Annotated in this window: 27 protein-coding genes and 1 tRNA gene; 14 read left to right on the forward strand and 14 right to left on the reverse strand. The window is 69.0% G+C overall.

Annotated features, from left to right (window positions below; all coding sequences use genetic code 11):
- Positions 1–15: 15 nt before the first annotated feature.
- Entirely contained in the window at positions 16–498 is a 483-nt protein-coding gene (locus ACWIBS_RS02230; protein WP_376128621.1) for a CarD family transcriptional regulator, read from the reverse strand.
- A gap of 131 nt (positions 499–629) precedes the next feature.
- On the opposite strand from ACWIBS_RS02230, the gene ACWIBS_RS02235 reads away from it, so the two are divergent.
- Positions 630–1,133 carry a DNA modification methylase gene (locus tag ACWIBS_RS02235; protein WP_376128619.1) on the forward strand — a complete coding sequence of 168 codons (504 nt, stop codon included), beginning with the start codon at positions 630–632 and terminating at the stop codon, positions 1,131–1,133.
- A 12-nt stretch (positions 1,134–1,145) separates the two neighbouring features.
- Here the strand turns inward: ACWIBS_RS02235 and ACWIBS_RS02240 are convergent, their stop codons facing one another.
- Both ACWIBS_RS02240 and ACWIBS_RS02245 read right to left on the reverse strand, forming a co-directional pair.
- On the reverse strand, positions 1,146–1,829 hold the full coding sequence (locus ACWIBS_RS02240; protein ID WP_376128617.1) for a response regulator: 684 nt from the start codon (positions 1,827–1,829) through the stop codon (positions 1,146–1,148).
- On the reverse strand, positions 1,826–3,037 hold the full coding sequence (locus ACWIBS_RS02245) for a sensor histidine kinase (protein WP_376128615.1): 1,212 nt from the start codon (positions 3,035–3,037) through the stop codon (positions 1,826–1,828). The genes ACWIBS_RS02240 and ACWIBS_RS02245 overlap by 4 nt, the downstream gene beginning before the upstream one ends.
- A gap of 185 nt (positions 3,038–3,222) precedes the next feature.
- Between ACWIBS_RS02245 and phoU the strand changes: the two genes are divergently transcribed.
- Positions 3,223–3,915, forward strand: a complete 693-nt coding sequence (phoU, locus tag ACWIBS_RS02250) for a phosphate signaling complex protein PhoU (RefSeq protein ID WP_376128613.1) — start codon at positions 3,223–3,225, stop codon at positions 3,913–3,915.
- Between the two features lies 1 nt (position 3,916).
- Here the strand turns inward: phoU and ACWIBS_RS02255 are convergent, their stop codons facing one another.
- Entirely contained in the window at positions 3,917–4,666 is a 750-nt protein-coding gene (locus ACWIBS_RS02255) for a phosphoglyceromutase (protein ID WP_376128611.1), read from the reverse strand.
- 40 nt (positions 4,667–4,706) lie between these two features.
- Here ACWIBS_RS02255 and ACWIBS_RS02260 point away from each other — a divergent pair, with 40 nt between their 5' ends.
- On the forward strand, positions 4,707–5,537 hold the full coding sequence (locus ACWIBS_RS02260) for a class I SAM-dependent methyltransferase (protein WP_376128609.1): 831 nt from the start codon (positions 4,707–4,709) through the stop codon (positions 5,535–5,537).
- Between the two features lie 13 nt (positions 5,538–5,550).
- Here the strand turns inward: ACWIBS_RS02260 and ygfZ are convergent, their stop codons facing one another.
- The 3 genes from ygfZ to ACWIBS_RS02275 all read right to left on the reverse strand — a co-directional run bounded on the left by ygfZ (position 5,551) and on the right by ACWIBS_RS02275 (position 7,693).
- Complete coding sequence (ygfZ, locus tag ACWIBS_RS02265) at positions 5,551–6,663, reverse strand: CAF17-like 4Fe-4S cluster assembly/insertion protein YgfZ (protein WP_376128607.1); 1,113 nt, start codon at positions 6,661–6,663, stop codon at positions 5,551–5,553.
- On the reverse strand, positions 6,663–7,268 hold the full coding sequence (locus tag ACWIBS_RS02270; RefSeq protein ID WP_376128605.1) for an FABP family protein: 606 nt from the start codon (positions 7,266–7,268) through the stop codon (positions 6,663–6,665). Before ACWIBS_RS02270 ends, ygfZ begins: the two co-directional genes overlap by 1 nt.
- A gap of 134 nt (positions 7,269–7,402) precedes the next feature.
- Positions 7,403–7,693, reverse strand: a complete 291-nt coding sequence (locus ACWIBS_RS02275; protein ID WP_376128603.1) for a hypothetical protein — start codon at positions 7,691–7,693, stop codon at positions 7,403–7,405.
- A gap of 101 nt (positions 7,694–7,794) precedes the next feature.
- Here ACWIBS_RS02275 and ACWIBS_RS02280 point away from each other — a divergent pair, with 101 nt between their 5' ends.
- The 7 genes from ACWIBS_RS02280 (at position 7,795) to pstB (ending at position 15,897) form a co-directional block, all read left to right on the forward strand.
- Positions 7,795–8,511 (forward strand): response regulator transcription factor, encoded by a 717-nt coding sequence (locus ACWIBS_RS02280; RefSeq protein ID WP_376128601.1) that lies wholly within the window; start codon positions 7,795–7,797, stop codon positions 8,509–8,511.
- A gap of 42 nt (positions 8,512–8,553) precedes the next feature.
- On the forward strand, positions 8,554–10,719 hold the full coding sequence (locus ACWIBS_RS02285) for an RNA degradosome polyphosphate kinase (protein WP_376128599.1): 2,166 nt from the start codon (positions 8,554–8,556) through the stop codon (positions 10,717–10,719).
- Entirely contained in the window at positions 10,716–11,654 is a 939-nt protein-coding gene (locus ACWIBS_RS02290) for an NUDIX hydrolase (protein ID WP_376128597.1), read from the forward strand. Before ACWIBS_RS02285 ends, ACWIBS_RS02290 begins: the two co-directional genes overlap by 4 nt.
- Before the next feature lie 141 nt (positions 11,655–11,795).
- On the forward strand, positions 11,796–12,905 hold the full coding sequence (locus tag ACWIBS_RS02295) for a phosphate ABC transporter substrate-binding protein PstS (RefSeq protein WP_376128595.1): 1,110 nt from the start codon (positions 11,796–11,798) through the stop codon (positions 12,903–12,905).
- Positions 12,906–13,020: 115 nt separating this feature from the next.
- Positions 13,021–13,983 carry a phosphate ABC transporter permease subunit PstC gene (gene pstC / locus ACWIBS_RS02300; RefSeq protein ID WP_376128593.1) on the forward strand — a complete coding sequence of 321 codons (963 nt, stop codon included), beginning with the start codon at positions 13,021–13,023 and terminating at the stop codon, positions 13,981–13,983.
- Between the two features lie 11 nt (positions 13,984–13,994).
- Entirely contained in the window at positions 13,995–15,080 is a 1,086-nt protein-coding gene (pstA, locus tag ACWIBS_RS02305) for a phosphate ABC transporter permease PstA (RefSeq protein WP_376128591.1), read from the forward strand.
- A 37-nt stretch (positions 15,081–15,117) separates the two neighbouring features.
- A complete protein-coding gene (pstB, locus tag ACWIBS_RS02310) occupies positions 15,118–15,897 on the forward strand; it encodes a phosphate ABC transporter ATP-binding protein PstB (RefSeq protein WP_376128589.1) in 780 nt (259 codons plus the stop codon).
- Positions 15,898–16,043: 146 nt separating this feature from the next.
- On the opposite strand, the gene ACWIBS_RS02315 is transcribed toward pstB, so the two are convergent.
- The 7 genes from ACWIBS_RS02315 to ACWIBS_RS02345 form a co-directional block, all read right to left on the reverse strand.
- Complete coding sequence (locus ACWIBS_RS02315) at positions 16,044–16,931, reverse strand: aminodeoxychorismate lyase (protein ID WP_376128588.1); 888 nt, start codon at positions 16,929–16,931, stop codon at positions 16,044–16,046.
- Positions 16,932–17,113: 182 nt separating this feature from the next.
- Entirely contained in the window at positions 17,114–17,752 is a 639-nt protein-coding gene (locus ACWIBS_RS02320) for a DNA-directed RNA polymerase subunit beta (protein WP_376128586.1), read from the reverse strand.
- Between the two features lie 30 nt (positions 17,753–17,782).
- Positions 17,783–18,187 carry a VOC family protein gene (locus tag ACWIBS_RS02325; protein ID WP_376128584.1) on the reverse strand — a complete coding sequence of 135 codons (405 nt, stop codon included), beginning with the start codon at positions 18,185–18,187 and terminating at the stop codon, positions 17,783–17,785.
- A gap of 55 nt (positions 18,188–18,242) precedes the next feature.
- Positions 18,243–18,650, reverse strand: a complete 408-nt coding sequence (locus ACWIBS_RS02330) for a helix-turn-helix transcriptional regulator (RefSeq protein WP_376128582.1) — start codon at positions 18,648–18,650, stop codon at positions 18,243–18,245.
- Positions 18,651–18,671: 21 nt separating this feature from the next.
- Positions 18,672–20,027, reverse strand: coding sequence for an anti-sigma factor (locus tag ACWIBS_RS02335; RefSeq protein WP_376128580.1), 1,356 nt, complete (start codon positions 20,025–20,027; stop codon positions 18,672–18,674).
- Entirely contained in the window at positions 20,024–20,626 is a 603-nt protein-coding gene (gene sigK / locus ACWIBS_RS02340; RefSeq protein WP_376128578.1) for an ECF RNA polymerase sigma factor SigK, read from the reverse strand. The genes ACWIBS_RS02335 and sigK overlap by 4 nt, the downstream gene beginning before the upstream one ends.
- Before the next feature lie 35 nt (positions 20,627–20,661).
- Entirely contained in the window at positions 20,662–22,380 is a 1,719-nt protein-coding gene (locus tag ACWIBS_RS02345) for a cytochrome c biogenesis protein CcdA (protein ID WP_376128576.1), read from the reverse strand.
- A 162-nt stretch (positions 22,381–22,542) separates the two neighbouring features.
- Here ACWIBS_RS02345 and ACWIBS_RS02350 point away from each other — a divergent pair, with 162 nt between their 5' ends.
- The 4 genes from ACWIBS_RS02350 to ACWIBS_RS02365 all read left to right on the forward strand — a co-directional run bounded on the left by ACWIBS_RS02350 (position 22,543) and on the right by ACWIBS_RS02365 (position 25,907).
- Positions 22,543–23,202, forward strand: coding sequence for a fasciclin domain-containing protein (locus tag ACWIBS_RS02350; protein ID WP_376128574.1), 660 nt, complete (start codon positions 22,543–22,545; stop codon positions 23,200–23,202).
- A 119-nt stretch (positions 23,203–23,321) separates the two neighbouring features.
- Positions 23,322–23,394, forward strand: a tRNA-Lys gene (locus ACWIBS_RS02355).
- A 195-nt stretch (positions 23,395–23,589) separates the two neighbouring features.
- The gene (locus tag ACWIBS_RS02360) at positions 23,590–23,826 is read left to right on the forward strand and encodes a heavy-metal-associated domain-containing protein (protein ID WP_376128572.1); all 237 of its coding nucleotides are present in this window, start codon (positions 23,590–23,592) and stop codon (positions 23,824–23,826) included.
- Positions 23,827–23,876: 50 nt separating this feature from the next.
- Positions 23,877–25,907, forward strand: coding sequence for a heavy metal translocating P-type ATPase (locus tag ACWIBS_RS02365; RefSeq protein WP_376128570.1), 2,031 nt, complete (start codon positions 23,877–23,879; stop codon positions 25,905–25,907).
- Positions 25,908–25,914: the final 7 nt, after the last annotated feature.

The raw sequence follows: 25,914 nt of genomic DNA on the forward strand, positions 1-25,914 counted from the left end.
ACCGGAGACGAGTCGTCAGGAGGCGAGGACCTCGTCGAGACGGACTCCGGCCTTCTCTTCGTCGGTCTTCTCGGCGAGCGCGAGCTCGGAGACGAGGATCTGCTTCGCCTTGGCGAGCATGCGCTTCTCGCCCGCGGAGAGTCCGCGGTCCTGGTCGCGGCGCCACAGGTCGCGGACGACCTCGCTCACCTTGATGACATCGCCCGAAGCGAGCTTCTCGAGGTTCGCCTTGTAGCGACGAGACCAGTTCGTGGGCTCTTCCGTGAACGGAGCGCGCAGCACTTCGAAGACCTGCTCGAGGCCTTCCTGACCGATGACGTCACGCACACCCACGAGGTCGACGTTCTCAGCGGGGACCTCGATGATCAGGTCGCCCTGTGTGACATTGAGCTTCAGGTACTTCTTCGCTTCACCCTTGATCACGCGTTCCTTGACCTCGATGATCTTCGCGGCCCCGTGGTGCGGGTAGACAACCGTCTCGCCAACCTCAAAAAGCATGCAGTTATGTCCTTTCGGCAACCTCTATGATATCACAGCCCGACATACGCTAAGGTTCTCCGTCCGCGATGCCGCACACTGCTCGATCGAGGCGCCGATGCGCGCGGCCGCTACCCCATAGGATGGGACGGATGCCGTCATCCACTCTGGGAGGATCCGTGAAATCGCGCCTCATCGCGTCGCTCGCCGTGGGCGCCGCCGTCGTCCTCGGAACCACCGGGTGCACCTTCATCACGCCGCAGTCGTCGACGATCACCTACGCTGCGGCGGAGGGCATCAACGTCTACGAGATGGGTGTCCTCGAGGTGCGCAACGCCTTCATCGTCGCCAATGACGAGGGCGACCTCGGCAACCTCGTCGCCGCCGTGATCAACACGAGCGACGAGATGCAGACACTCAACCTCTCGATCGGCGAGGGCGACTCGATCGACCTTTCGATCCGGGTTCCCGCGGGTGAGACCCTCAGCTTCGGCACCGACGACCTCGAGCCGATCGAGCTCGACGGCATCGAGATGGTGCCGGGCACCGACGTGCCCGCGCAGTTCTCGACCGATGGCGCCGAGAGCCACATCACGGTCCTTCCCGTGCTCGACGGCCGCCTGGACTACCTCACGGCGCTCGTTCCCCGCGACTGATCCGCGCGGGGCTCAGGCCTCGAAGCGATAGCCGAGGCCGCGCACCGTCACGAGCATGCGCGGGCTGCTCGGGCTCTCTTCGATGCGCGAGCGGATGCGCTTGATGTGCACGTCGAGCGTCTTGGTGTCTCCGAAGTAGTCGCTCCCCCACACGCGGTCGATCAGCTGACCGCGCGTCAGGACGCGTCCCGCGTTGCGCATGAGCACCTCGAGCAGTTCGAACTCCTTGAGCGGCATCGCGATCTCGGCGCCGCCCACCGCGACCGTGTGCCGGTCGATGTCCAGCACGACCCGTCCGGCCTCGAGCACGCGCTCGTCGAGGTCGGCATCGGCCTGCGCGAGACGCCGCAGCACGGCCCGCATGCGGGCGAGGAGCTCGCGCGACGAGTAGGGCTTCGTGACGTAGTCGTCGGCGCCGAGCTCGAGTCCCACGACGATGTCGACCTCGGAGTCCTTGGCCGTCACCATGATGATGGGCACGCTCGAGGTGGTCCGGATCTGGCGGCACACCTCGGTTCCCGGCATGCCGGGCAGCATCAGATCGAGCAGCACGATGTCGGCGCCGCGCTCACGGAACGCCTCGAGGGCGGCCGGGCCGTCCTCGGCGATCTCGGCCTCGTACCCTTCCCGGCGCAGCAGATAGGCCAGGGGGTCGGCGAGATCGGGCTCGTCCTCGACGATCAAGACGCGGGTCATGCGGACTCTCCGTTCTGCGACGACGTCTCGATGAGGACGTCTCGCGGGTGGCTCTTCTTGCGCCGGGGGCGCGGCGGGTCGGCCGGCGGCGCGGCGAGGGGAAGCCGGACGGTGAACGTCGACCCCCGCCCGGGTCGCGACCACAGGCGCACCTCGCCGCCGTGTCGCTGCACGGCATGCTTGACGATCGACAGGCCGAGCCCCGTGCCGCCGGTGCGGCGGGCCCGAGCGGGGTCGGCGCGATAGAACCGCTCGAACAGGCGGTCCTGCTCTCCCTCGGGGATCCCCACGCCACGATCGGTCACGGCGACCTCGACGACGTCGTCGGCGACCTTCACTCCGACGCCGACCTTCGACCCGCTCGGCGAGTAGGCGATGGCGTTGGCGAGCAGGTTGCCGACGGCTTCGGCGAGGATCTGGGCGTCGCCGCGCACGTGCGCTCCGCGCTCGCCGCCGCGCACGATCTCGATCCCCGCGGCATCCGCCTGGATCAGGTGCGCGTCCACCGCCGAGGCGATGATCTCGTCGATCGAGATGATGCGGTCCTCGGTCAGCTCATCCGTGGACTGCAGCCGGGACAGGCTCATGATGCGGGCCGTCAGCTGACCGAGACGCGTGGCCTCGGCGGTCAGCCGGCTCGCGAAATGACGCACCTGGGCGGGGTCGTCGGCGGCGGACTCGATGGCCTCGGAGAGCAGACTCACGGCGCCCACGGGCGTCTTCAGCTCGTGGCTCGTGTTGGCGACGAAGTCACGGCGCATCTGCTCGATGCGCTCGCGCTCGGTGATGTCGCGCAGCACGACGAAGGTCAGCTGCGCGGCGACGCGTGTCGCCCGGGCGGCGACGAGACGCGGTTCGAGGTAAGCCGCCCCGCGCCGCAGACGCAGGTTCTCGGTCGCCGGCAGGTCGGTGTCGCGCGCGCGACGGACCAGGTCGCGCAGCTCCTCGGACGGCAGCACGCTCCCCTCGAGCAGCCCGAACGCCGAAGCGGCCGCGGACGCCGCGGTGACCGTGCCCGAGCCGTCGACGACGACGGCGGCATCGTCCATGCCGTGCAGCACTTCGCGCATGCCGCCCGGCAGGCCGGCCGACCGCTGGACGCGGGCGCGGTCGCGGGCACGCAGGGCACCGACGACGACGATGGAAATGACGCCGCCGATGACGACTCCCGCGAAGAGGGCGAGCAGCGCCAGCTGCGTGCGATCCATGCCTCCACAGTACGGCCCGGGCGGGTGCCGTCCGCCCGTTCCGCGACCATCACGCCGTACGACGGGTACTATTCACCGGGTCGGCACCGATCGTTAACCTTTCCCGATGACAATCTTCCGGGATCGTCGTTGTGCCGCCGTGGACGAGCCGGAAGCGGCCGCCACGATCAAGAGAGGGTGCTGTCATGCGCGGAGTGTTCCACCAGTCACTCGAGGACGTCCAAGGACGCCTCGTCGAGATCGCCGACCTCGTCACGGTCGCGATCGACAAGGCCACGCGGGCGTTCGGCACGAGCGATGTCGCGCTGGCCGAAGAGGTCATCGACGCGGACTTCATCATCGATGAGAAGGCCCTCGAGCTCGATGAGCTCGCCATCGAGATCCTCGCGCGTCAGCAGCCGGTCGCCGGCGACCTGCGCATCGTGGTCGGCGCCCTGCGGATGAGCGCGTCCCTCGAGCGGATGGGCGACATCGCCGAGCACATCGCGCAGCTGACGCGCATGCGCTTCCCCGAGCGGGCGATCCCCAAGGGCCTCAAGGGCACGTTCCTGCGCATGGGGGAGTTCGATGTCGCGGCCGCGCGCCACCTCACGGATCTGCTGCGCACGCAGGACCTCGCGATCATCGAGGACATCCGCAACGTCGACGACGAGGTGGACGAGCTGCACGCATCGGTGTTCGAGAAGGTGCTGAGCGACACGTGGAAGGGCGAGGCCGCGGCCACGGTCGACGCGACGCTCGCGAGCCGCTACCACGAGCGATTCGCCGACCACGCCGTCTCGGTCGCGAAGAAGGTCGCCTACCTGTCGACGGGCGACTGGACGGCGCCCACCGATGCCCTCGACATCGTCGCCGCCGCGGCCGACCCCGAGCTGTAGGTCAGCCCTTCCCCTGTGAGGCGACGGCCGCAGCCCCCGCGGCGGCCGCCTCGGGGTCGAGGTACTCCGCCGCGCCGATCGGCTCGAGGTTCTCGTCGAGCCGGTACACGAGCGGGATGCCGGTGGGGATGTTCAGCGTCGCGATGTCGTCGTCGCTGATGCCGTCGAGGTGCTTGACGAGGCCGCGCAGCGAGTTGCCGTGCGCCGTGACGAGCACCGTCTTGCCGGCCTCGAGGTCGGGCACGATCTCGTCGTGCCAGTACGGCAGCATGCGGTCGATGACGATCTTGAGCGATTCGGTGCGCGGCACGTCGCCGTCGATGTCGGCGTAGCGGGGGTCGCCGGCCTGGCTCCATTCGCTGTCGTCGGCGAGGTCGGGCGGCGGCACGTCGAACGAGCGACGCCAGAGCATGAACTGCTCCTGCCCGAACTCGTCGAGCGTCTCGGCCTTGTCCTTGCCCTGCAGCGCGCCGTAGTGGCGCTCGTTGAGACGCCACGAGCGCTTCACGGGGATCCACAGCCGGTCGGCGGAGTCCAGCGCGATGTTCGCGGTCTGGATCGCGCGGCTCAGCACCGAGGTGTGCAGCACGTCGGGCAGGAGCCCCGCTTCGGCGATCAGTTCGCCGCCGCGCAGGGCCTCCGCCCTGCCCCGCTCGGTGAGGCGGACGTCGACCCAGCCGGTGAAGAGGTTCAGCTCGTTCCACTCGCTCTGGCCGTGACGGAGCAGGATCAGCGTGTAGGGCGCACTCATGCTGACAGCTTATCGAGGGCCCGGCTGGGATGATGGAGTCATGCCGTCCGTTCGCCGCCCCGTCGGGCAGGCCACACGTGGCACGACGGGCACGAACCGGCTGCGGCGCGTCGATCGCTGGATCGCGCGGCATCCCGCACTGCGCCGGGCCGAGGATCCGCTCGTCGTCGATCTCGGCTTCGGCGCGAGCGGCGTCACGGCGTTCGAGCTGGCCGCCCGGCTCACCCGGACGCGCGCCGACGTCGAGGTGCGCGGCCTCGAGATCGATGCGGAGCGCGTCGCCCGTGCCGAGGAGCAGCTCGCCGAGGTGCGCGCGGGGCGCTCGTCGTTCCCTCGCGATGCGCGCGTGTCGTTCAGTCGGGGCGGATTCGAGGTTCCGCTGCCGCACGCTCGGCACGCGGCCGTGATCCGGGCGATGAACGTGCTGCGCCAGTACGACGAAGACGACGTCGCGGCGGCCTGGCGGTCGATGGCTGGCCGCCTCGCCCCCGACGGGCTGCTCGTCGAGGGCACGTGCGACGAGCTGGGGCGCGTGTGCACGTGGGTCGCGATCGATCCGGATGCCACGCCTCGCAGCCTGACGATCTCGCTTCGCCTGGCGGGGCTCGAGCGCCCCTCGATCGCCGCCGAGCGGCTGCCGAAGGCGCTCATCCACCGCAACGTCGCCGGCGAGCGGGTGCATGACCTGCTGCGCACCCTCGATGCCGAATGGGATCGCGCCGCCGCCGTCGCGCCCTTCGGCCCCGTGCACCGCTGGCGCACGGCTCTCGAGGCGATGGATGCCGCGGGCTGGCCGCTCGGCCCGCGCGGGAGGTGGTCCCTCGGCGAGGTGACCGTGCCGTGGAGCGCCGTCGAACCGGCGGCCGGCTGACCGGGCGTCTCAGTCAGGCGGGCGGGTCGACGACCTTGCGCCGCGACAGCCGCGTCAGGCGCGGCACGTTCGCCGCCGCCCCCGCCTCGGGCGGCACGATGAGCTCCTGCGCCGCCGCGACGGCTCCGTCGGCGGTCGCGACGCGCAGGTCGGCGTCGGCGGGCGTCGACCGGCGCACGACGGCGAGCGCGATGGGTCCTTCTTCGTGATGGAGGGCGGCCGAGGTCACGGCGCCCACGACGGTGTCGCCGGCCAGCACGTCGGCTCCCGGGGCGGGCAGCACGCTGTCGCTGCCGTCGAGCTGCAGCGCGACGAAGCGCCGCGGCGGGTGGCCCAGGTTGTGCACCTTCGCGACGGTCTCCTGGCCGCGGTAGCATCCCTTGCTCAGGTGCACGGCGGTGCGCAGCCAGTCCAGTTCGTGCGGGATCGTCCGCTCATCGGCATCCGATCGTCGCGGGCGCCACGCCGCGATGCGCAGGGCGTCGACCGCGTCCAGACCCGCGAGGGCGATCTCGCCGGTCTCGGCGGCACGGGCCACACGCGCGTCCTCTTCGCGCGACACGACGGCCTCGGACCAGTCGCGTTCTGCGCCGGGATGCGGATCGGCCAGCGCGTAGGCCCACCCGCCCGGGGCGACACCGGGCCACGGATCGTGCCACACGAGCGGCACACCGGCGGGCGCCGCGGCCGTGACGGCGTCGAGCGCGGCGCGGGTGCCCCCGACCACGGCGACCTCGTCGCTCGCGTCGCGCACCTCGACGCGCAGCCGGAACCGCATGCGCGACAGCCAGGCGAGCAGCCCCGCGGCATCCGCGCGATCGACGATGAGCCACGTCGTCTCGCCGTCGTCGATGACGGATGCCGCGTGCTCGACGCGCCCGTGGGGGTCGAGCACGAGCATCTCGGTGCTCTGCCCGGGGGCGAGGCGGGCGAGCGCCTGCGACGTGAGGGAGTCGAGCCACGAGAGCCGATCGACGCCGGCGACCGCCAGCACCGTCCGGTCGCCGAGCGGTGCGACGGCTCGGCCGGCAGCGAGGGCGCGCTGCTCGCCGAGCGGGTTGCCCAGGTGTCGCAGGCCCCTGTCGTCGACGACGGCGCCCGGAACAGCCGTGTACGCCTCGGACATCAGTCGGCCTTCGCGAGGCGCGCCGACGCGTGCGAGCCGAGGTCCTGTCCGAGCGCGGCGATGTCCCACGCCCAGAGCAGGTGCCCGTCGACCAGGCCGTACATGCGGGACGCCGCGGTGTACTGCTTCGCTCCGGCCGTGCGCACGACGGCATCGGTCGCGATGTCGATGCGCGGGCCGGTGATCCTGCCCAGGTACAGCTCGCTGATGCCGTCGGAGTGCACGAGAGCGACCTCGATCTCGAATCCCCCGTCGGCGGTGCGCAGCGCTTCGATGTCGTCGACCGTCCGCACGACCCGCTCGGATGCCGCCGGCAACAGCCCCGGCCCGGCATCGGCGTCCGTCGCCGGCAGCGCCAGGCGCCAGAAGCCCACCTCAGAGACGAGCGGCGACGGCGGGGCGCCCTCGTCCGTGTCGAGCCACGCGCTGGCGGAGTAGTTCAGATAGCCTCCGCCGTCGTGGCTGAAGCTGACGCGGTGCGTGAACTCGCCCGTCAGCCGCTGATCGCCGACGCTGTAGTCGATGACGCCGGTCCCCTCCCACACGCCGATGAGCCACGACAAGGGCACGAGCTCGGCGGGCAGGTCCGTGGGAAGCTCCAGCACGACGGTGACCTCAGCGCTGGCCGCGGTACAGGTTCTTGAGCACGACACCCGAGACGAAGACGATCGCGAGCGACGCGAGCCCCAGGAGCCCGACGAAGAAGAGTTCGAGCGCGAGAAGATCCATGCGTCACACTCTAGCCGGGAACGACCGTCGCCAGGCCGAAGCCGAGGCTGATGACGCCGAACACGACCAGAGCGCCGAGCGCACTCGCCGCGACGCGGCGCGTGAAGCCCTGGGAGCGGCCCGACACGAGCTGGATGCCGAACGCCAGCACGAGGCATCCGCCCATCCCGACCGCGAGCCACGCGCCCCGCCAGTCGTCGCCCGTGAAGAGTCCGACGACGACGCCGATGACGGCGGCGACGACCCAGACCGCGACGATGCCGCCGACCGTGCGGCGCGGGGCGAGTTCGGGAGCGGACACCGTCCCATTGTCGCGCACGACGCGCATCCGGCGCACGGCCGAGTCGGAACAGGGCTCGGCACGGGCGTACACTGATGCGCACGTCCGGAGGGAGGACGTTCGTGGCAGAGGTACTGGTTCTGAGCTCGACGCAGCCAGAAGATGCCGTCCTGCCCGCGCTCGAGCTGCTCAGTCACCGCGTCCGGCAGATCCCCGCCCAACCGGCGCAGCTCGTCAATGCGCCCCGCGCCGATGTCATCTTCGTCGACGCGCGCGCCGACCTCGTCGCGGCGAAGTCGCTGTGCAAGATCCTCACGACGACGGGACTGGATGCGCCGCTCGTGCTCGTCGTGACCGAAGGGGGCCTCACGGCCGTCTCTGCCGACTGGGGCATCGACGACGTCATCATCACGACGGCGGGGCCCGCGGAGATCGACGCGCGCGTGCGCCTCGCGATCGGACGCGCGACGGCAGAGCATGCGCCCGCGCGCGTGCACACCTCCGGCATCACGATCGACGAATCGTCGTACTCCGCGAAGCTGCGCGGCAAGCCGCTCGACCTGACGTTCAAGGAGTTCCAGCTCCTGCACTTCTTCGCGACGCATCCGTCTCGCGTCTTCACGCGCGAGCAGCTGCTGAGCGAGGTGTGGGGCTACGACTACTTCGGCGGCACGCGCACGGTCGACGTGCACGTGCGGCGCCTGCGTGCCAAGCTCGGCGACCTCGAGCAGCTCATCGGCACCGTGCGCAACGTGGGCTACCGCTTCACCGTCGCCGAAGACGACCAGGTGCCCGCGGCACCCGAGCGGGCGCCGGCAGAGGAACGCGGCATCCGCTGAAACGCGTGCGCAGGGCGGGGGTCGCCCTGCAATGATGAAGGCATGATGCAACACGAGGCCCTGGACGCGGGGCTCGGAGACGCAGACGATGACGACTTCGACTTCCGCGAGACGTTCGACGCGCAGCTTCCCGACAACCGGTATCTCGATCGCGAGCTGAGCTGGCTCGCGTTCAACCAGCGTGTTCTGGAGCTGGCCGAGGATCCGACCCTGCCCGTGCTGGAACGCGCGAACTTCCTCGCCATCTTCGCGAGCAATCTCGACGAGTTCTTCATGGTGCGCGTCGCGGGTCTGAAGCGTCGCATCATCACGGGACTCGCCGTGCCCACGAATGTCGGCCGCGCACCGCAGGAGGTGCTCGCCGACATCTCGGAGGATGCCCACGCGCTGCAGCTGCGTCACGCCGAGGTCTGGGCGCGCCTGGTCAAGCCCGCCCTGACCGACGCCGGTATCGAGATCGTCACGTGGGACGCCCTGGCCGAGGCGGACCGCGATCGGCTGTACGAGTACTTCCAGGAGCAGGTCTTCCCCGTCCTGATGCCGCTCGCCGTCGATCCGGCGCACCCGTTCCCCTACATCTCGGGGCTGAGCCTCAACCTCGCGATCCGCATCCGCAATGCCCGCACGGGGCGGCAGGAGTTCGCGCGCCTCAAAGTGCCGCCCATGCTCCCGCGCTTCGTCGAAGTGTCACGCGCCCGCGACCAGGTCGTCTACCTGCCGCTCGAAGTGCTCATCGCGCACCATCTCGAAGACCTCTTCCCGGGGATGGAGATCCTCGATCACCACGCGTTCCGCCTGACGCGCAACGAAGACGTCGTGATCGAAGAGGACGAGACCGAGAACCTCATCCAGGCGCTCGAGGCGGAACTTCTGCGCCGGCGCTTCGGCCCGCCCATCAGGCTCGAGATCACCGACGACATGGACGACGTGACGCTCGCGCTGCTGCTGGACGAGCTCGACATCACCGAGCAGGAGGTCTACCGCCTGCCCGGTCCGCTCGATCTGCGCGGGCTCTTCGCGCTGGGCGGCCTCGACCGTCCCGAGCTGCGCTATCCCCCGCACGTGCCCACGACGCCGATGGCCTTCCAGCCGGTCGAGCAGAACGGCAGGGCGGACATCTTCGCCGCGATCCGCAAGGCCGATGTGCTCGTGCACCATCCCTACGAGTCGTTCGCGACGAGCGTGCAGGCCTTCCTCGATCAGGCCGCGAAAGATCCGCACGTGCTCGCGATCAAGCAGACGCTGTACCGCACATCGGGCGACAGCCCCATCGTGCAGGCGCTCATCGACGCCGCCGAGGCGGGCAAGCAGGTGCTCGCCCTCGTCGAGGTCAAGGCGCGCTTCGACGAGGCGAACAACATCGTGTGGGCGCGCAAGCTCGAGAAGGCCGGCGTGCACGTCGTCTACGGGCTCGTCGGTCTGAAGACGCACTGCAAGCTCATGCACGTCATCCGCGAGGAAGAGGGCCGCCTGCGCTCGTACTCGCACATCGGCACGGGCAACTACAACCCCAAGACGAGCCGGATCTACGAGGACTTCGGCCTGTTCACGTGCGACGAGCAGGTCGGTCGCGATCTCACGCGCCTGTTCAACGAACTGAGCGGCTACGCGATCGAGAAGAAGTTCAAGCGGCTCCTGGTCGCACCCCTGCACCTGCGCAAGGGGCTCCTGCGCCTCATCGACAAGGAGCGCCGCAACGCCGAGGCGGGCAAGCCCTCCGGCATCCGGATCAAAGTCAACTCGATGGTCGACGAGCAGATCATCGACGCCCTGTATCGCGCGAGCCAGGCGGGCGTGCCCATCGACGTGTGGGTGCGCGGGATCTGCTCGCTCAAGCCCGGCGTCGCGGGCATGAGCGAGAACATCACGGTGCGCAGCATCCTGGGCCGGTATCTCGAGCACTCGCGGATCTTCGCGTTCCACAGCAACGGCGACCCGCAGGTGTACATCGGCAGCGCCGACATGATGCACCGCAATCTCGATCGGCGCGTCGAGGCGCTCGTGCGCGTCGCGGCACCCGCGCACATCGAGGAACTGACCGACCTGTTCGACCTCGCGATGGCCGACACGACGAGCTCGTGGCACCTCGGCGCGGACGGCGTGTGGACCCGCCACCACCTCGGCGAAGACGGCACGCCCCTGGTCGATCTGCAGGACAAGACCATGAGCACGGTGCAGCGCCGGCGCCGGGCGCGCGTGGTCCGATGACGCCCACCGCGGTGTACGCGGCCGGAGGCGTCGTGTGGCGGCTCGTCGACGGCAAGCTCAAGGTGCTCCTCGTCGCGCGTACGCGCTACCGCGACTTCAGCCTGCCCAAGGGCAAGGTGGATCCCGGCGAGATGCTCGCCGAGACGGCCGCGCGGGAGATCTTCGAAGAGACCGGCATCCGCGTCGTGCTCGGCGTGCCCGTCGGCGTCTCGAGCTATCGCCTGCCCAACAAGCGCCGCAAGATCGTGCACTACTGGGCGGCCGAGGCGACGGACGCGGCGATCCGGACCTCGGCCTTCGTGCCGAACAAGGAGATCGCCGGTCTCGAGTGGATCTCGCCCGCGAAGGCCCTCAAGCGCCTCAGCTATCCCGTCGACGTCGAGATCGTCGAGAACTTCATCCGGCTCGTCGAAGAAGGCGTCCTGCGCACCTTTCCGCTCATCGTGCTGCGGCACGCCAAAGCGCTCTCGCGCGACGAGTGGGACGGCGAGGACACGGACCGCCCGCTCTCCCCACGCGGCAAGAAGCAGGCCAAGGCCCTCGTCGGTCCGCTGCGGGCGTTCGGGCCGCGCAGGATCGTGTCGAGCCCGGCCGTGCGGTGCGTCTCGACGGTCGCTCCCCTCGCCAAGGCGCTCGATCGCGACGTCAGAACGTCGGATCTTCTGAGTCAGGATGCGTGGGAGAAGGGCGACTCCGACGCGCGGACGATCGTCGGGCAGCGTGTGCGGTCGCGCAAGCCCGCCGTCCTGTGCAGCCACGGTCCCGTGCTGCCCGAGATCCTGAGCGAGATGGCCCTCGCGACGGGAACCCTGCGGGGGTCGTACCTCGGGAGTGCCTCCGCGCTCGATCCCGGCGCGTTCTCCGTCGTGCACCTGCCGCTGGAGAATCCCGGATCGGGCATCGTCGCGATCGAGACGCACGAGCCGAAAGCCTGAAGCCCGTTCACCTGCTGTTCACCTTCTGAGCGGACTCTCTTAAGAGTCCACTCCTACGTTCAGTGCGTGCCCCGCACCGGGCACCCACCCGAAGCCCCTCATCACGGGCATCCATCTCTGAACACGTGAAGGATTCACACAGTGAAGATCTCCCGCATCGCCCAGGTGGGCGCTGTCGCCGCAGTCGCGGCCCTCGCCCTCACCGGCTGCGCAGCAAACGAGCCCGCCACCGGCGGTGACTCGACCGCGTCCGAGGGCGGCTCGTCGCTCACCGGCACGCTGAACGCCACGGGCGCTTCGTCGCAGGATGCCGCAGAGCAGGCCTGGATCGCCTCGTTCCAGACGGCGAACTCCGACGTCACCATCAACTACCAGGCCACGGGTTCGGGCGTCGGCCGCGACAACTTCCTCGAGGGTGCGAGCGATTTCATCGGCTCGGACCGCGCATACAACGACGATGAGATCTCTGCGGGCGGATGGGCCGGCAACGGCACCTGCACGACGGACGACATCGTCGAGGTCCCCGTCTACATCTCCCCCGTCGCCATCATCTTCAACCTAGAGGGCGTCGATTCGCTCAACATGACCCCCGAGGTCATGGGCGGCATCTTCAACGAGCAGATCACGAACTGGAACGACCCGGAGATCGCGGCGGACAACCCCGACGTCGAGCTGCCGGACCTGGCGATCTCGCCCGTCCACCGTTCGGACCCGTCGGGCACGAGTGAGACGTTCACGTCCTACCTCGAGGCCGTCGCGCCCGACGCGTGGCCGCACGAGGCGTCGGACGAATGGCCGCTCAACTCGGGCGAGGCCGCTCAGGGCACGTCGGGCGTCGTCGCCGCCGTCACGAACGGAAACGGCACGATCGGCTACGCCGACGCATCGCAGGCGGACGGTCTCGGCACGATCGCCGTCGGCGTGTCGGGCGAGTTCGTCCCGTACTCGTCGGAGGCCGCTGCCGCGCTCGTCGACTCCTCGCCTCTCGCGGAGGGTCGCGGAGACGGCGACCTCGTCTTCGAGGTCGACCCCGCCACGGCGCCGGCAGGTTCCTACCCGATCGCGCTCGTGAGCTACCTGATCGCGTGCCAGTCGTACGACGACGCGGCCACGGCCGACCTCGTCCGGGAGTACTTCACGTTCGTCACGAGCGCTGAGGGCCAGGACATCGCCGCGGATGCCGCGGGGTCCGCTCCGATCTCCGACTCGCTGCGCGACCGGCTGACCGCCGCGATCGACCTGATCGGCTGACCACAACTGCACACCGCAACGATGCCCCAGTCGCCGTCATACGGCGGCTGGGGCATCGCCTGGGTCGGCCCCGACCCGACCATCCCCCGACAGATCGTTGCGCGATGAGGAGACGATGACCACCGCAACCAAACCCCCAGCCACCCGGACGGGCACGCCGCGCCCCCGGCGCAGGCTGGGCGACGCCGTCTTCTCCGGGACCGCACTCGGCGCCGGCATCATCATCCTGGCCGTGCTCGCCGCGGTCACGGTCTTCCTGTTCGTCCAGAGCCTCCCGGCCCTGACCGAGGATCCCGCGGAGAACTCGATCCTGCGTGGCCGGAGCTTCGTGGAGTACGTCGCTCCGCTCGTCTTCGGAACCCTGTGGTCGTCCATTCTCGCGCTGATCTTCGCCGCCCCGGTCGCGATCGGCATCGCGCTGTTCATCTCGCACTACGCGCCGCGTCGCATCGCGTCGGTGCTGGGATACATCATCGACCTTCTCGCCGCGATCCCCTCGGTCGTGTTCGGCCTGTGGGGAGCGCTCACCTTCTCGGGGTTCATCCAGCCCTTCTACGTCTGGCTCAACGCCAACCTCGGCTGGATCCCGCTGTTCAGCGGCCAGGCGTCGGCAACCGGCCGGACGATCCTGACCGCGGCGCTGGTCCTCGCGGTCATGATCCTCCCGATCATGACCGCGATCTGCCGCGAAGTCTTCCTGCAGACGCCGAAGCTCCACGAAGAGGCCGCGCTGGCGCTCGGCTCGACGCGCTGGGAGATGATCCGCATGGCCGTCTTCCCGTTCGCACGCGGCGGCATGGTCTCGGCCGCCATGCTCGCGCTCGGGCGCGCGCTCGGCGAGACGATGGCCGTCACGATGGTCCTCTCGGCGTCCGGGGTCATCAGCTTCGAACTGCTCACCGCGACGAACCCGACACCGATCCCCGCGAACATCGCGCTGAAGTTCCCCGAAGCGCACGGCACGGGCGTCAGCGCCCTCATCGCCACGGGTCTCGTGCTGTTCATCGTCACGTTCGCCGTCAACGCCGCCGCGCGCTGGATCGTCAGCCGCCGGGCCGAGTTCTCGGGAGCGAACTGATGGCCGCGCCCATGACCACCGTCCGTGCGACGGCACCCGCGACGGTCAACACGCTGACCGCCGGTCAGCTCCCCAAGTGGTTGCCGTGGACGGCACTGGCCGTCACGATGGCACTGTCGTTCGTCTTCTTCGCCATCCTGAACATCGGCGAGGACGTCGGCGACTTCAACATCGCCGCGGCGCTCTTCGTCGGCTTCGTCCTGTTCGCGATCATCGTCATCGTGATGTCGAGCATCGTCGAAAGCCGCCGCCGCGCCGTCGACCGGCTCGCGACCATCCTGGTGAGCCTGGCCTTCGCGATCGCGCTCATCCCCCTCATCTCGCTGCTGTTCACGGTCGTCGTCAACGGCATCCAGCGCTTCGATCCCACGTTCTTCTCCTGGACGATGCGCAACGTGGTCGGTGAAGGCGGCGGCGGCCTGCACGCGATCTGGGGCACGCTCCTGGTCACGCTCGCCGCGACCGTCATCTCCGTGCCGATCGGTCTGCTCACCTCGATCTATCTCGTCGAGTACGGCCGGGGCCGGCTCGCGAAGGCCATCACGTTCTTCGTCGATGTGATGACCGGCATCCCGTCGATCGTCGCGGGTCTGTTCATCGTCGCGCTGTTCACGCTGATCATCGGACCCGGACGCTACATGGGCATCATGGGAGCCCTCTCGCTGACGGTGCTCATGATCCCCGTCGTCGTGCGCTCGAGCGAGGAGATGCTGCGTCTCGTGCCCAACGAGCTGCGGGAGGCGAGCTACGCCCTGGGTGTGCCGAAGTGGCTCACGATCGCCAAGGTCGTGCTGCCGACGGCGATCGCGGGGATCACGACGGGCATCATGCTCTCGATCGCGCGGGTCATCGGCGAGACCGCCCCGCTTCTGCTGACCGCCGGGTTCACCAACTCGCTGAACCTCAACCTGGTCGATCAGCCCATGATGACGCTGCCGGTCTTCGTCTACTCGCAGTTCTCCAACCCCGGCACCAATATCGACGCGGCCCTCGGGCGCGCGTGGGCGGGAGCTCTGACGCTCATCATCATCGTCATGGTGCTCAACCTGCTCGCGCGACTCATCGCCAAGCGGTTCGCCCCCAAGTTCGGCCGCTGAGCGGCATCCCGACCCGAAAGCCAACTGAGGAACCCACGTGTCCAAGAGCATCGAAGTCAGTGACCTCAACGTCTACTACAGCGACTTCCTCGCCGTCGAAGGCGTCTCGATCGATATCCAGCCGCGCAGCGTGACGGCGTTCATCGGCCCGTCCGGCTGCGGCAAGTCCACCTTCCTGCGCACGCTCAACCGCATGCACGAGGTCATTCCGGGAGCCCGGGTCGAAGGGCGGGTCCTGCTCGACGGCAACGATCTCTACGGACCGCACGTCGACCCCGTGGTCGTGCGCCGCCAGGTGGGCATGGTCTTCCAGCGGCCGAACCCCTTCCCCACGATGTCGATCAAGGAGAACGTGCTCGCGGGGGTCAAGCTCAACAACAAGCGGATGTCCAAGTCGGATTCCGACGCGCTCGTCGAGTCGGCGCTGCGCGGTGCGAACCTGTGGAACGAGGTCAAGGACCGGCTCGAGAAGCCCGGCTCGGGCCTGTCGGGCGGGCAGCAGCAGCGTCTGTGCATCGCTCGTGCGATCGCGGTATCGCCCGAGGTGATTTTGATGGACGAGCCGTGCTCGGCCCTGGACCCCATCTCGACCTATGCGATCGAGGAGCTCATCGGTGAACTGAAGAACGACTACACGGTCGTCATCGTGACGCACAACATGCAGCAGGCGTCGCGCGTGTCGGACAAGACGGCGTTCTTCAACATCGCCGGCACGGGCAAGCCCGGCAAGCTCATCGAGTACGACGACACCCGCACGATCTTCACGACGCCGGCGGTCAAGGCCACCGAGGACTACGTCTCCGGCCGCTTCGGCTGAGCCCCAGGCCCCACCCACACGCTCATCGCGTAGCGCGCCCGCACCCACCCGGTCACCGCCAAGCGCGACCGCACCCACCGCTCATCGCGTAGCACGACCGCACCCACCGGTCATCGAGTAGCGCGAAGCGCGTATCGAGATGCCGGTCAGTCCCGCGGCGACAGCAGGTACGCGTTGAACGCCGCCGTGAGCTCGCCGTCGACCTCGAACTCGACCGCGTCGATCGCGAGCACGGGCACCGCGAGTCGCACGCTCGAGACGAGCCACGCGGCATCCGCTGTGGCGAGGGCTCCCATCGCGATCAGCTCATAGCCCGTCTCGTACCCCTGCCGCTCGAGGTGTTCGAACAGGCTCAGCTGCGTCGTCCCCTGCAGGATCGATCCGTTGGGGGGCGGCGTGAGGAACCGGTCGCCGTGCCGCAGGATGAGCGACGCCGTGGGCGCCTCGAGCACGTACCCGTCGGTCGTGACGAAGATCGCGTCGTCGGCGCCGCGCCTGCGCGCTTCGCGGATCGCCGCCATATTGACGGCGTACGACAGCGTCTTCGCTCCGAGCAGCAGCCACGGAGCGCGATCGGGCACGCTGCTGTCGTATCCGCGGTCGAGGGTCACGACGCGCACACCTCGCTCGCGGACGCCGGTGTTGTCGGGTGCATCGGCCGCCGTGACCCACGCGGTCGGGGCGGGACCGTGCTCGACGCCGCGACTGAGGATGAGCTTGATGACGGCTTCGCCTTCGCTCGGGCAGTGCTCGGCGGCGACCACGACCGCCTGTCGCCACTGGTCGACGTTCGGGTACGGCAGGTCGCACACGTGCGCGGAGTGCGCGAGGCGCTCGAGGTGCGCCGTGACCTCTTGCGGGTGGCCGTCGACGATGCCGATCGATTCGAAGACCCCGTCGCCGCGCTGCGTGCTGAGCTCTCCGATGCTGAGCGCGGGCGCCGATGGTTCGACCTCGCGGAAGGTCGCGGAGAAGTCCGCACGGGTGTCTTCGGATGCCGCGGGGTCGATCACGAGCGCGAATCGCCAGGTCATGCCCTGAAGCCTACGGCCAGGGAATACCCCTCGTCGCGCCTCGGTTACACTTGATCGGCCGGGCCGCAGTAACCCCGGGCTCCATCTTCTGCCGCTACGAGCGGCCTCGCGCCGAGAGGCGTTCTGCGGCCCGGCACTTATCTTCTCCGGCGCCGCTTCGGCCGGCATCCGGTTCGCCGTCGTCAGACGAGTGCGTCGCGCCGCCACAGCGCAGCGGCTGCCACGAGGTCGGTGGCGTACGTCGACAGGCGCAGAGCGCGCGTCGTGAAGGCCGAGGCCCGTTCGGGCTCGGTCTGCTCGTAGTCGTCGGCGAGGTGCGTCGCTCCCGACGCGTGCACGCGGCAGAACGCGGCCGCGCGGTCGAGCGCGACGGCGAAGTCCCCCTCGAACAGGCCGCGCAGGATCGTGTCGATGAGCGCGACGAGCTCGTCGGGACCCGCCGGTGCGGGTGCGCCCGCGACGACCGGATCGGCCGAGCCGATCTCGACCCGTCCGCGGTCGTACAGCAACGCCGCCGTGTGGGGATCGTCGTGGATCATGAGCTGCAGCAGGTACAACCGCCACAGCGCTCCGGGCAGCGACTTCGCGGGAGACCGCGACCACAGCTCGGCGATGTCGTCGATCCCGTGCTGCGCCGTGAACGCCACGAGGCGGTCGACGACGGCGCCCGAGGTGTCGGTGCGCGCCCGCGCGAGCAGGCCCTGCGCGGTCGAATGGGCGACGCGCGAGACCTCGGCGGGGTCTTCCGCGGCGAAGAGCCGGTCGAAGAGCTCGGCGGGCCGCCGCACGGGCTTGTGGAAATCCCTCGACGCGTCGCTCACCCGATCAACGCTACCCGCGCCACCGGGCGGTCAGGTCTGATTGATGCGGATGTGGTTGCCGCTGGGGTCGCGGAACGCGCAGTCGCGCGGGCCCCAGTCCTGGGCGATGGGCTCCTGCAGTACTTCGGCGCCCGATGCCCGCAAGCGCTCGAATGTCGCGTCGAGATCGTCGGTCGAGAAGACGTAGGGTCCCGGCCCCGAGCCCTTGACGACGAGTCGCTGCAGGGCGTCGCCGTCGTCGGGCGAGCGCCCTGCGGTGGGATCGGACACGACGACGGCGACACCGGGCTGGCCGGCGAAGCCGAAGCTCACCCAGCGGTGGCCGTCGTAGGAGACGTCGTTGACGATCTCGAGGCCGAGACCGTCGCGATAGAACGGCACCGCGGCGTCGACGTCGTCGACCGTGATGGGGCAGTAGGCGAGATGGACTGTCATGGATGCCACGCTAGAACCCCTCGCCAGCCGGTGCTTCTCGGATCGTGCTCGATCCTCAGACGTAGCGGGCGGGCCGGGTGAGGATCTTCGCGACGCACAGCGGCATCGCCTCGGCCGCGTCGTGCGGGTGTGCGCGATACGCGCTCGGAGTCTCGCCGACGATCTCGGTGAAGCTCGAGCTGAACGACCCGAGCGATGTCGCGCCGACGGCGGTACAGGCATCCGTCACGCTCGTTCCTCGCCGCAGCAGCGCCATCGCCCGCTCGATGCGGCGTGTGATCAGGTAGGCGTAGGGCGTCTCGCCGTAGGCCGCCTTGAACTCGCGCGAGAAGTGCGCGGGAGACATGTGGGCTCGCGCGGCCATCGTGGGCACGTCGAGGGGCTCGGCGTAGGCACGATCGATCAGGTCTCGCGCGCGGCGCAGGTGCGCGAGCGTGTCGATGGTGAGGACGCCGGATGCCACGCCCCCACGCTAGTCGCAGGGTCAGACCGTCGGAATCGCGACGATCGGGTCGGTCGTCGGCTCGCCGTTCGCGGAGCCGCCGGCCTGCTCGACGGTGACGGCGATCGTGTCGCCCTCTTCCAGGTCTCCCGTGAGGAGCACCGTGGTCTGTTCGCCCTCGGGGTCGAAGACCCCGGCCGAGATGGCCGCCCCGCCTTCGCGGACGAACCAGAGTTCGAACGTGTCGTCGGACTCGATGGGCGGCAGGCCCTCGGTGACGAGCACGGCGCTTCGCAGCGACTCCGACCAGTGCGCCGTCGCGACTCCCCCGTCGACGATGTCGACCGTCGCGGACTGGGCGTCCGGTGCCGCCTTGATCTCGGCGAGCGCGATGACCGCGGGAGGCCTGTTGACCCATTCGTTGATGCTCACGGCGCCGAAGCCGAGCACGACGAGCACGACGAGCGACGCGGCGAGACCCAGCAGGCCACGGGTCCAGTTGCGCCGCGAGACCGTCTGGATCGCAGCTGTCGTCGGCGGAGGCTCGTCCGAGCCGCGCGCGGGCGGCCGATCGGGCCCCGCGGCCTGGAGGAGACCGGTGAACGTCAGGGTGTCCGTGCGCGGCTCCGGCTCCGGTTCGGGCGCGGGCGCCGGTTCGGGCGACGGGACGGCTTCGGCCGTCGCCACGACCTCGGTCTGGGTCTCGATCTCGGCGTTCGGCGCCGCCTCGGTCGCGATCCCGGTCTCCGTCTCGACCCCGGTCTCGGTCTCGACGTCGGGCGCAGCCTCAGTCTCGATCCCGGTCTCAGTCTCGGCGCCGGGCGCCGCCTCGGTCTCGATCCCGGTCTCAGTCTCGACCCCGGTCCCGGTCTCGGCCTCAGCGTCGGCGTCGGTCTCGGTGAACGTCACCGTGTCGGTCTCGGTCGTCGGCGCTGCCTCGGGTTCGCGTACGACCGCCGGTCCGAGCGCGACGTCCGGTCCAAGTGCGACATCCGGTCCAAGTGCGACATCCGGTCCAAGTGCGACATCCGGGCCGAGCGCAGACCCCGGTCCAAGCGCAACCCCCGGGCCGAGCGCGACGTTCGGCCCGAGGCCCGTCTCGAGCTCAGGAGCGGCGACGGACTCGACGACGGCGCGGTGCACCGGCAGGGGCGGGCGCGGCGGAAGCCCTTGCGGCAGGCCGTTGATCCGCGCGAGCAGCGTCGAACGCATCGTCAGCGGCGGTGCCACGGTGTCGGTGTCGCCGGCGAGGGCGGCCGCGGTCGCGGCATCCGCATCCACGATCGAAGACCATTCGGGGTGCTCCGCGAGCGCCGCTCGGAAGGCCGTGAAGTCCTCCCGCGACAGGGCGCCGAGCGCGTAGCCGGCCGAGAGCTCGGCGAATTCCTGCTCGTTCACGACGTCACCCCCAGGTGCATCCTCAGTCGCGACAGGCCGTCGCGCATTCTCGTCTTGATGGTTCCGAGCGGTGCTCCCACGAGCGCCGCGATCTCGCTCTGAGAGTAACCGCCGTAATAGGCCAGGATCAGCGCCTCGCGCTGTGCTTCGGGCAGCTCGGCGAGCGCCGTCGCGACACGTCGACCTTCGAGCCGGAGCTCGACCTGTTCGGCCACCGAGTCGTGGGCGACCCCGAGGTCGCGCAGACCCGCACGCACGTCGCGATCGCTCGACGCCTGCGACGCTCGCACGCGGTCGACCGCTCGGCGGTGTGCGATCGTGAGGACCCACGATCTGCCTTGTCCTCTGTTCGGAGCGAACCGCCCGGCGGATTGCCAGATCTCGAGGAAGACCTCTTGCAGCACCTCTTCGCTCTGCGCGCGGTCGACGAGCACCCGCACGATGAGTCCGAAGACGCGCGGCGACAGCAGATCGTAGAGCCGTGCGAAGGCCGATTGGTCCCCCGCGGCGACGCGCTGCAGGAGCTCGCCGACGCGATCCACGGCGCCCGTGCCACCCTCGGGCACGTCGATACCGTCGATCACCATGTCCACCAGCATGCCGCATTCACCTGCCTCTTCCCCGCCCGGTTGCGTCATCCGAAGGTGAAGGAGTACGCCTGCACTCCCGCCGACACCTCGAGGTCGAGCACGGCTCGGTCGCCGTCCGCGCCCTCGACGACGGCATACGAGCGCGGCGTGCCCGCCACCTCGACGACGCGCACCGCCCCGCCGTCGAGGCGGACGCGCACCTCGCCCTCGCCCGCGAGCACCATCCGCACATCACTCGCTCGGAAGTCCAGCCGGATGCTGCCACCCGAAGCCGTCGCGGGCGTCGCGTACTGCGTCTCGATCCGCCAGTCGCCGTCGAGCGCGAATGAGTCCGCCGGCTGCGCGTCGGGCAGGCCGTACGTGCCCTCGCCCGCGCGGTAGGGCGCGGGTCCGGCGAAGTTGACGTCCTTCGACGAGCCGAGGAACGTCTCTCGCGTGAGTGCGCCGCTCTCGGGCGTCGCATCCTCGACGTCGGTCGACGCGGGCAGTTCGACACCGGGATCGGCCTGGGTCAGCAACTCGCGGATGAGCTGCTCGGTCGCGGCGTAGTTGCCCTCGCCGAACGCGATGTGGCGCACGGTTCCCTCGGCGTCGATCAGGTAGTGGGCCGGCCAGTACCGGTTGCGGTAGTTGGTCCACGTCGACAGGTCGTTGTCGAGGCCGACCGGGTAGCTGATGCCGAAATCCTCTGCGCCTGCCGCAACGTTGGCGGCATCCTTCTCGAACGCGTACTCGGGCGAGTGGATGCCGACGACCCGCAGTCCCGCGTCGCGATACGCGTCGTCCCACGCGACGACGTGAGGGATGCTGCGCTGACAGTTGATGCACGAGTACGCCCAGAAGTCGATCAGCACGACCTCTCCACGCAGGTCGTCGAGGTCGACCGCCGCGCCGCCGGGCGTGTTGAGCCAGGTCTCGATTCCCCGGATGCCGGGGGCCGTGCCGCACGACTCCAGTTCGGTCGCGCCGTTCGAGCACCGGTCGAGGTCTCTGTTCTCGTCGGTGACGAGCCCGCCGAGGTCGAGTGCACGTCGCGCGTCGGGGTTGTCGGTGAGCTCGCGCTGGATGCCCGCCGTGTAGTCGGGCACGAGTCGCTGCAAAAGCTGCGGCACGTTGAAGACGAGGCCGACGGCGAGCGCCAGCATCGCGACGCCGGCCGCGATGCGCAAACCGCGCTCACGGGAGCGGAAGGCACGGATGCGCTCGATCAGGCCCCGGCCGGCGAGCGCGAAGAAGAGGAGCGGCACAGCGACCCCGATCGCGAACGAGATCGTGAGGGCGACGGTGTCGAGGCCGATCCGTCCCGTCGAGCCCGCGACGATGATGGCCGCCAGCACGGGGCCGGCGCACGGCACGAAGACGGCGCCGAGGGCGAGTCCGACACCGTACCCGTTGCCGCGGTTGCGCACTTCGGTGCGGCGCGCAAGCTTCTGGAAGGGCTTCTCGAGCAGCTGCTCGATCCGCGGGACGAGCAGGCCCGTGCCGATCAGCACGAGAGCGGCGATACCGATCCAGCGCAGGACGTCCTGCGGGAGGCCGAGCGCGCCGAGGATCAGCGAGCCGACGAGCGTCACGAGGGTGAAGCTCGTGACGAGTCCCGCGATCACGAAGTACGGCCTCCACCGGGATGCCGGGATGGGCTCGCCGTCGAAGCGCGCCGACTGAGCGCCGCCGGTGAGGAAGATGACCGGCAGCACCGGCAGGATGCACGGCGAGATGCCCGTGATCAGTCCCCCGAGCAGACCGATGATGATGAGCGACATGCCTCTCCCCTGTTCGGGGCTTGTTCGCTCTCGGTGCGCGTTCGGATTGGGTGAATGCACTCAGACGCCGCGGAGGAATTCGTCCCATCCGATGCGCGCAGGGCTGCGAACACTTCATGTACGTCGCCTACCGGCGGCGGGATCAGACACATGGAGGATGTCATGCTCAGCAGCAAGAAGAAGATCTCGGCGGGCCTCGCGTTCGCGTTCGGTGCGGCGATCGCCCTGTCGGGTTGTGCGATGGGCGGCGACACGGCCGAACCGGCCGAAGAGATGTCGACGCCCACGATGGAGGAGTCCGCGCCGGCGATGGAGATGGACCCCGCCGCCAACCTCGTCGGCCCCGGCTGTGCCGATTACGCCGAGGCCGTGCCCTCCGGCGATGGGTCGATCGAAGGAATGTCGATGGATCCGGTCGCGGTGGCGGCATCCAACAATCCCATGCTGACGACGCTCGTCTCGGCCGTCAGCGGCCAGCTCAACCCCGAGGTCGACCTCGTCGACACGCTCAACGGCGACGAGTTCACGGTGTTCGCGCCCGTCGACGACGCGTTCGCGATGATCGACGCGGCAACGATCGAGACTCTCAAGACCGACTCCGAGATGCTGTCGTCGATCCTCACGTATCACGTGGTTCCGGGCCAGATCGAACCTGCCGACATCGCCGGCATGCACACGACCGTGCAGGGCGCCGACGTCGAGGTGACGGGCGAAGGCGACATGTGGATGGTCAACGACGCCAACGTGATCTGCGGCGGCGTCCAGACCGCGAACGCGACCGTGTACCTCATCGACGCGGTGCTGATGCCGCCCGCTGAGTGACGAGCATCCGGCCGCGTGGGTGCGGCCGGGCGATGAAGCCGCCGGTGCGCCTGGAGAGTCCTCGCCGGCGGCTTCGTCGTGCGCGGAAGGGCCTGTCGGCGAAGTAGGCTGGAGGTCACGGGCCTCTAGCTCAGTCGGTAGAGCATCGGACTTTTAATCCGCGGGTCGTGGGTTCGAGCCCCACGGGGCCCACTCTTCTTCGATCGCCGCGATCCCACCCTCGAGGGGATCGCGGCGTTTTCCGTTCCGCATGTCGGTTCGCGTGCCGGTCGTCGTGACTTGATCGACGTCAAGGCGCACCCTCTGCCCACCCCGTAGCCTAGGCATCGAAGACCAGGATAATTCCCTGGTCACACCCCGAGCCGGGGCCAGACGAGAGGAACAATCATGACGGACATGACGCAAACCACCCACACTCTTCTGCGTGCGGAAGGCTTCTCGTGCCCGTCGTGCGTCACCAAGATCGAGAAGCAGATCGGCAGGCTCGACGGCGTCGAGAACGTGACGGTGCACTTCGCGTCGGGGCGCGTGGAAATCGACCATGACGAGACGAAGAGCACGGTCGAGGATCTGATCGCGGCTGTCGACAAGGCCGGCTACACGTCGAAGGCCTCTGCGTTCTGACCGAACAGCCTTCCACACATGTCATCCCCGCGTCGAAAGGCGGCACACTCGTGAACGCGCTGCGCAAATGGCGGTACGGCAACTGGTTCATTCCGGCTGTTTCGGGTCTTCTCATCCTCGTCTCGTTCGGCATCGAGAATCTGCTGGGCGGCGCCTGGAACACGACCCTGAGCCCGCAGTGGTGGATCGACGCGGGTGAGCATGCCCACGGCTCCGGCCACGTATTCACGCTCGCGAACGCATTCATGCTCGCGGCCGCGGTCGTCGCGGGCTACGGCATCGTCGTGAAGGCTGTGCGTGCGCTGCTGGTGAAGTTCATCAGCATCGACCTGCTGGTATCGATCGCGGCGATCGGCGCGACACTCATCGGCAACTTCTGGGAAGCTGCCGCCGTGACCTTCCTCTTCGCGATCGGTCACGCGCTCGAGGCGGGCACGATGAACAAGACCCGTGCCGCGCTCGCTGAGCTCGTCGCGGTCGCGCCCGACGTGGCGGTCGTCATGCGCGACGGAGACCAGGTCGAGGTCGCAGCGCATCAGGTGCGCATGGGCGAGATCGTGCTCGTCAAGAACGGGGCGAAGGTTCCCGTCGACGGGCAGGTGGTGTCGGGAACGGGAGCAATCGACGAGGCCTCGATCACGGGTGAGTCGATTCCGGTGGAAAAGACCAGATCGGACCATGTGTTCGCGGGCACGATCTCGCGGGGCGGGTTCTTGCAGGTGTTGGCGACGGGCATCGGTGCGGACACGACGCTTGCGCGCATCATCCACCGCGTCGAAGAGGCGCAGGATGCGAAAGCGAAGACGCAGGCGTTCATCGACCGCTTCTCGAAGTGGTACACCCCGGCCGTCGTGGTGCTGGCGCTTGCGGCCGGCCTCATCTCGGGCGACGTCGTGCTTGCACTGACGCTGCTCGTGATCGGCTGCCCCGGCGCCCTCGTGATCTCGATTCCGGTGGCGATCGTGGCCGGCATCGGCCGTTCGGCACGCAACGGCATTCTCATCAAGGGTGGCGAATACCTCGAGACGTCCGCCAAGATCTCGGCCGTCGCGGTCGACAAGACGGGCACACTCACCGAGGGCCGCCCGGAACTCACCGACATCATCGTGCTCGACCCTTCCGCGGATCGAGCGGAGGTGCTGCGATGGGCTGCCGCCGCAGAGGCCGGGTCCGAGCATCCACTCGCCCGCCCGATTCTCGACAGTGCGCGAGATGAAGGGGTCGCGCCCGAGGGCGTCCCGGGCTCGGTCACACCGGTCGTCGGGAAGGGGATCGTGGCCGACGTCGAGGGCCGGAGGGTGCTCATCGGCAATGCCCCGCTGCTCGCGCAATACGGTGTGCCCACCGAGGCGGGGGCACGTGCGGCGGCGAACGAACTCGCCACCGCAGGCAAGACCCCGATGATCGTCGCGGTCGATGAAGCGGTGCTCGGAGTGATCGGTGTCGCAGACACCATTCGCGAGGATGCGCCGGAGATGATCCGGCGCTTGCACGCCAGCGGTGTGCACAAAGTCGTGATGCTCACGGGAGACACACGGCTCGTAGCCGAAGCCATCGGCCACGCAGTCGGGATCGACGAGATCCACGCATCGCTGCTCCCCGAAGACAAACTCGACGCCGTGGCGCGGTTGCAACGCGACGGACACACCGTTGCGATGGTGGGAGATGGCGTGAACGATGCCCCCGCGCTCGCCACAGCCGACATCGGGGTGGCGATGGGCGCAGCCGGATCCGCCGTGGCTGTCGAGACCGCCGACATCGCGCTCATGGGCGACAACCTCTTGAAGCTGCCCGAGGCGATCGGACTGGCCAAGCGCACCGTGACCGTGATGCGGCAGAACATCTGGGTTGCACTCGTCACCGTCATCGTGTTGCTCGTCGGCGTCTTCGCGGGTGGTGTCACGATGGCAGTAGGCATGCTCGTGCATGAGGGATCGGTGCTCATCGTGATCTTGAATGCGATGCGGCTACTGCGAAACACCCGCGGAACCACGACCATGCCCAAGAGCGAGCGCACACGATCTGCGCGGACTCGTTCTGAGCACACAAGAGGCACGACAGCACGCAGTTCATCCCGGTGAGAGCAGA

It is taken from the genome of Microbacterium sp. NPDC055442 (assembly GCF_053644215.1).

What these genes read in the sequence shown, in the direction of transcription:
- ACWIBS_RS02230 (WP_376128621.1), bottom strand. Translation starts at nt 498, where the DNA reads ATGCTTTTTGAGGTTGGCGAGACGGTTGTCTACCCGCACCACGGGGCC.
- ACWIBS_RS02235 (WP_376128619.1), top strand. Translation starts at nt 630, where the DNA reads ATGCCGTCATCCACTCTGGGAGGATCCGTGAAATCGCGCCTCATCGCG.
- ACWIBS_RS02240 (WP_376128617.1), bottom strand. Translation starts at nt 1,829, where the DNA reads ATGACCCGCGTCTTGATCGTCGAGGACGAGCCCGATCTCGCCGACCCC.
- ACWIBS_RS02245 (WP_376128615.1), bottom strand. Translation starts at nt 3,037, where the DNA reads ATGGATCGCACGCAGCTGGCGCTGCTCGCCCTCTTCGCGGGAGTCGTC.
- phoU (WP_376128613.1), top strand. Translation starts at nt 3,223, where the DNA reads ATGCGCGGAGTGTTCCACCAGTCACTCGAGGACGTCCAAGGACGCCTC.
- ACWIBS_RS02255 (WP_376128611.1), bottom strand. Translation starts at nt 4,666, where the DNA reads ATGAGTGCGCCCTACACGCTGATCCTGCTCCGTCACGGCCAGAGCGAG.
- ACWIBS_RS02260 (WP_376128609.1), top strand. Translation starts at nt 4,707, where the DNA reads ATGCCGTCCGTTCGCCGCCCCGTCGGGCAGGCCACACGTGGCACGACG.
- ygfZ (WP_376128607.1), bottom strand. Translation starts at nt 6,663, where the DNA reads ATGTCCGAGGCGTACACGGCTGTTCCGGGCGCCGTCGTCGACGACAGG.
- ACWIBS_RS02285 (WP_376128599.1), top strand. Translation starts at nt 8,554, where the DNA reads ATGATGCAACACGAGGCCCTGGACGCGGGGCTCGGAGACGCAGACGAT.
- ACWIBS_RS02290 (WP_376128597.1), top strand. Translation starts at nt 10,716, where the DNA reads ATGACGCCCACCGCGGTGTACGCGGCCGGAGGCGTCGTGTGGCGGCTC.
- pstC (WP_376128593.1), top strand. Translation starts at nt 13,021, where the DNA reads ATGACCACCGCAACCAAACCCCCAGCCACCCGGACGGGCACGCCGCGC.
- pstA (WP_376128591.1), top strand. Translation starts at nt 13,995, where the DNA reads ATGACCACCGTCCGTGCGACGGCACCCGCGACGGTCAACACGCTGACC.
- ACWIBS_RS02315 (WP_376128588.1), bottom strand. Translation starts at nt 16,931, where the DNA reads ATGACCTGGCGATTCGCGCTCGTGATCGACCCCGCGGCATCCGAAGAC.
- ACWIBS_RS02325 (WP_376128584.1), bottom strand. Translation starts at nt 18,187, where the DNA reads ATGACAGTCCATCTCGCCTACTGCCCCATCACGGTCGACGACGTCGAC.
- sigK (WP_376128578.1), bottom strand. Translation starts at nt 20,626, where the DNA reads ATGCTGGTGGACATGGTGATCGACGGTATCGACGTGCCCGAGGGTGGC.
- ACWIBS_RS02345 (WP_376128576.1), bottom strand. Translation starts at nt 22,380, where the DNA reads ATGTCGCTCATCATCATCGGTCTGCTCGGGGGACTGATCACGGGCATC.
- ACWIBS_RS02350 (WP_376128574.1), top strand. Translation starts at nt 22,543, where the DNA reads ATGCTCAGCAGCAAGAAGAAGATCTCGGCGGGCCTCGCGTTCGCGTTC.
- ACWIBS_RS02360 (WP_376128572.1), top strand. Translation starts at nt 23,590, where the DNA reads ATGACGGACATGACGCAAACCACCCACACTCTTCTGCGTGCGGAAGGC.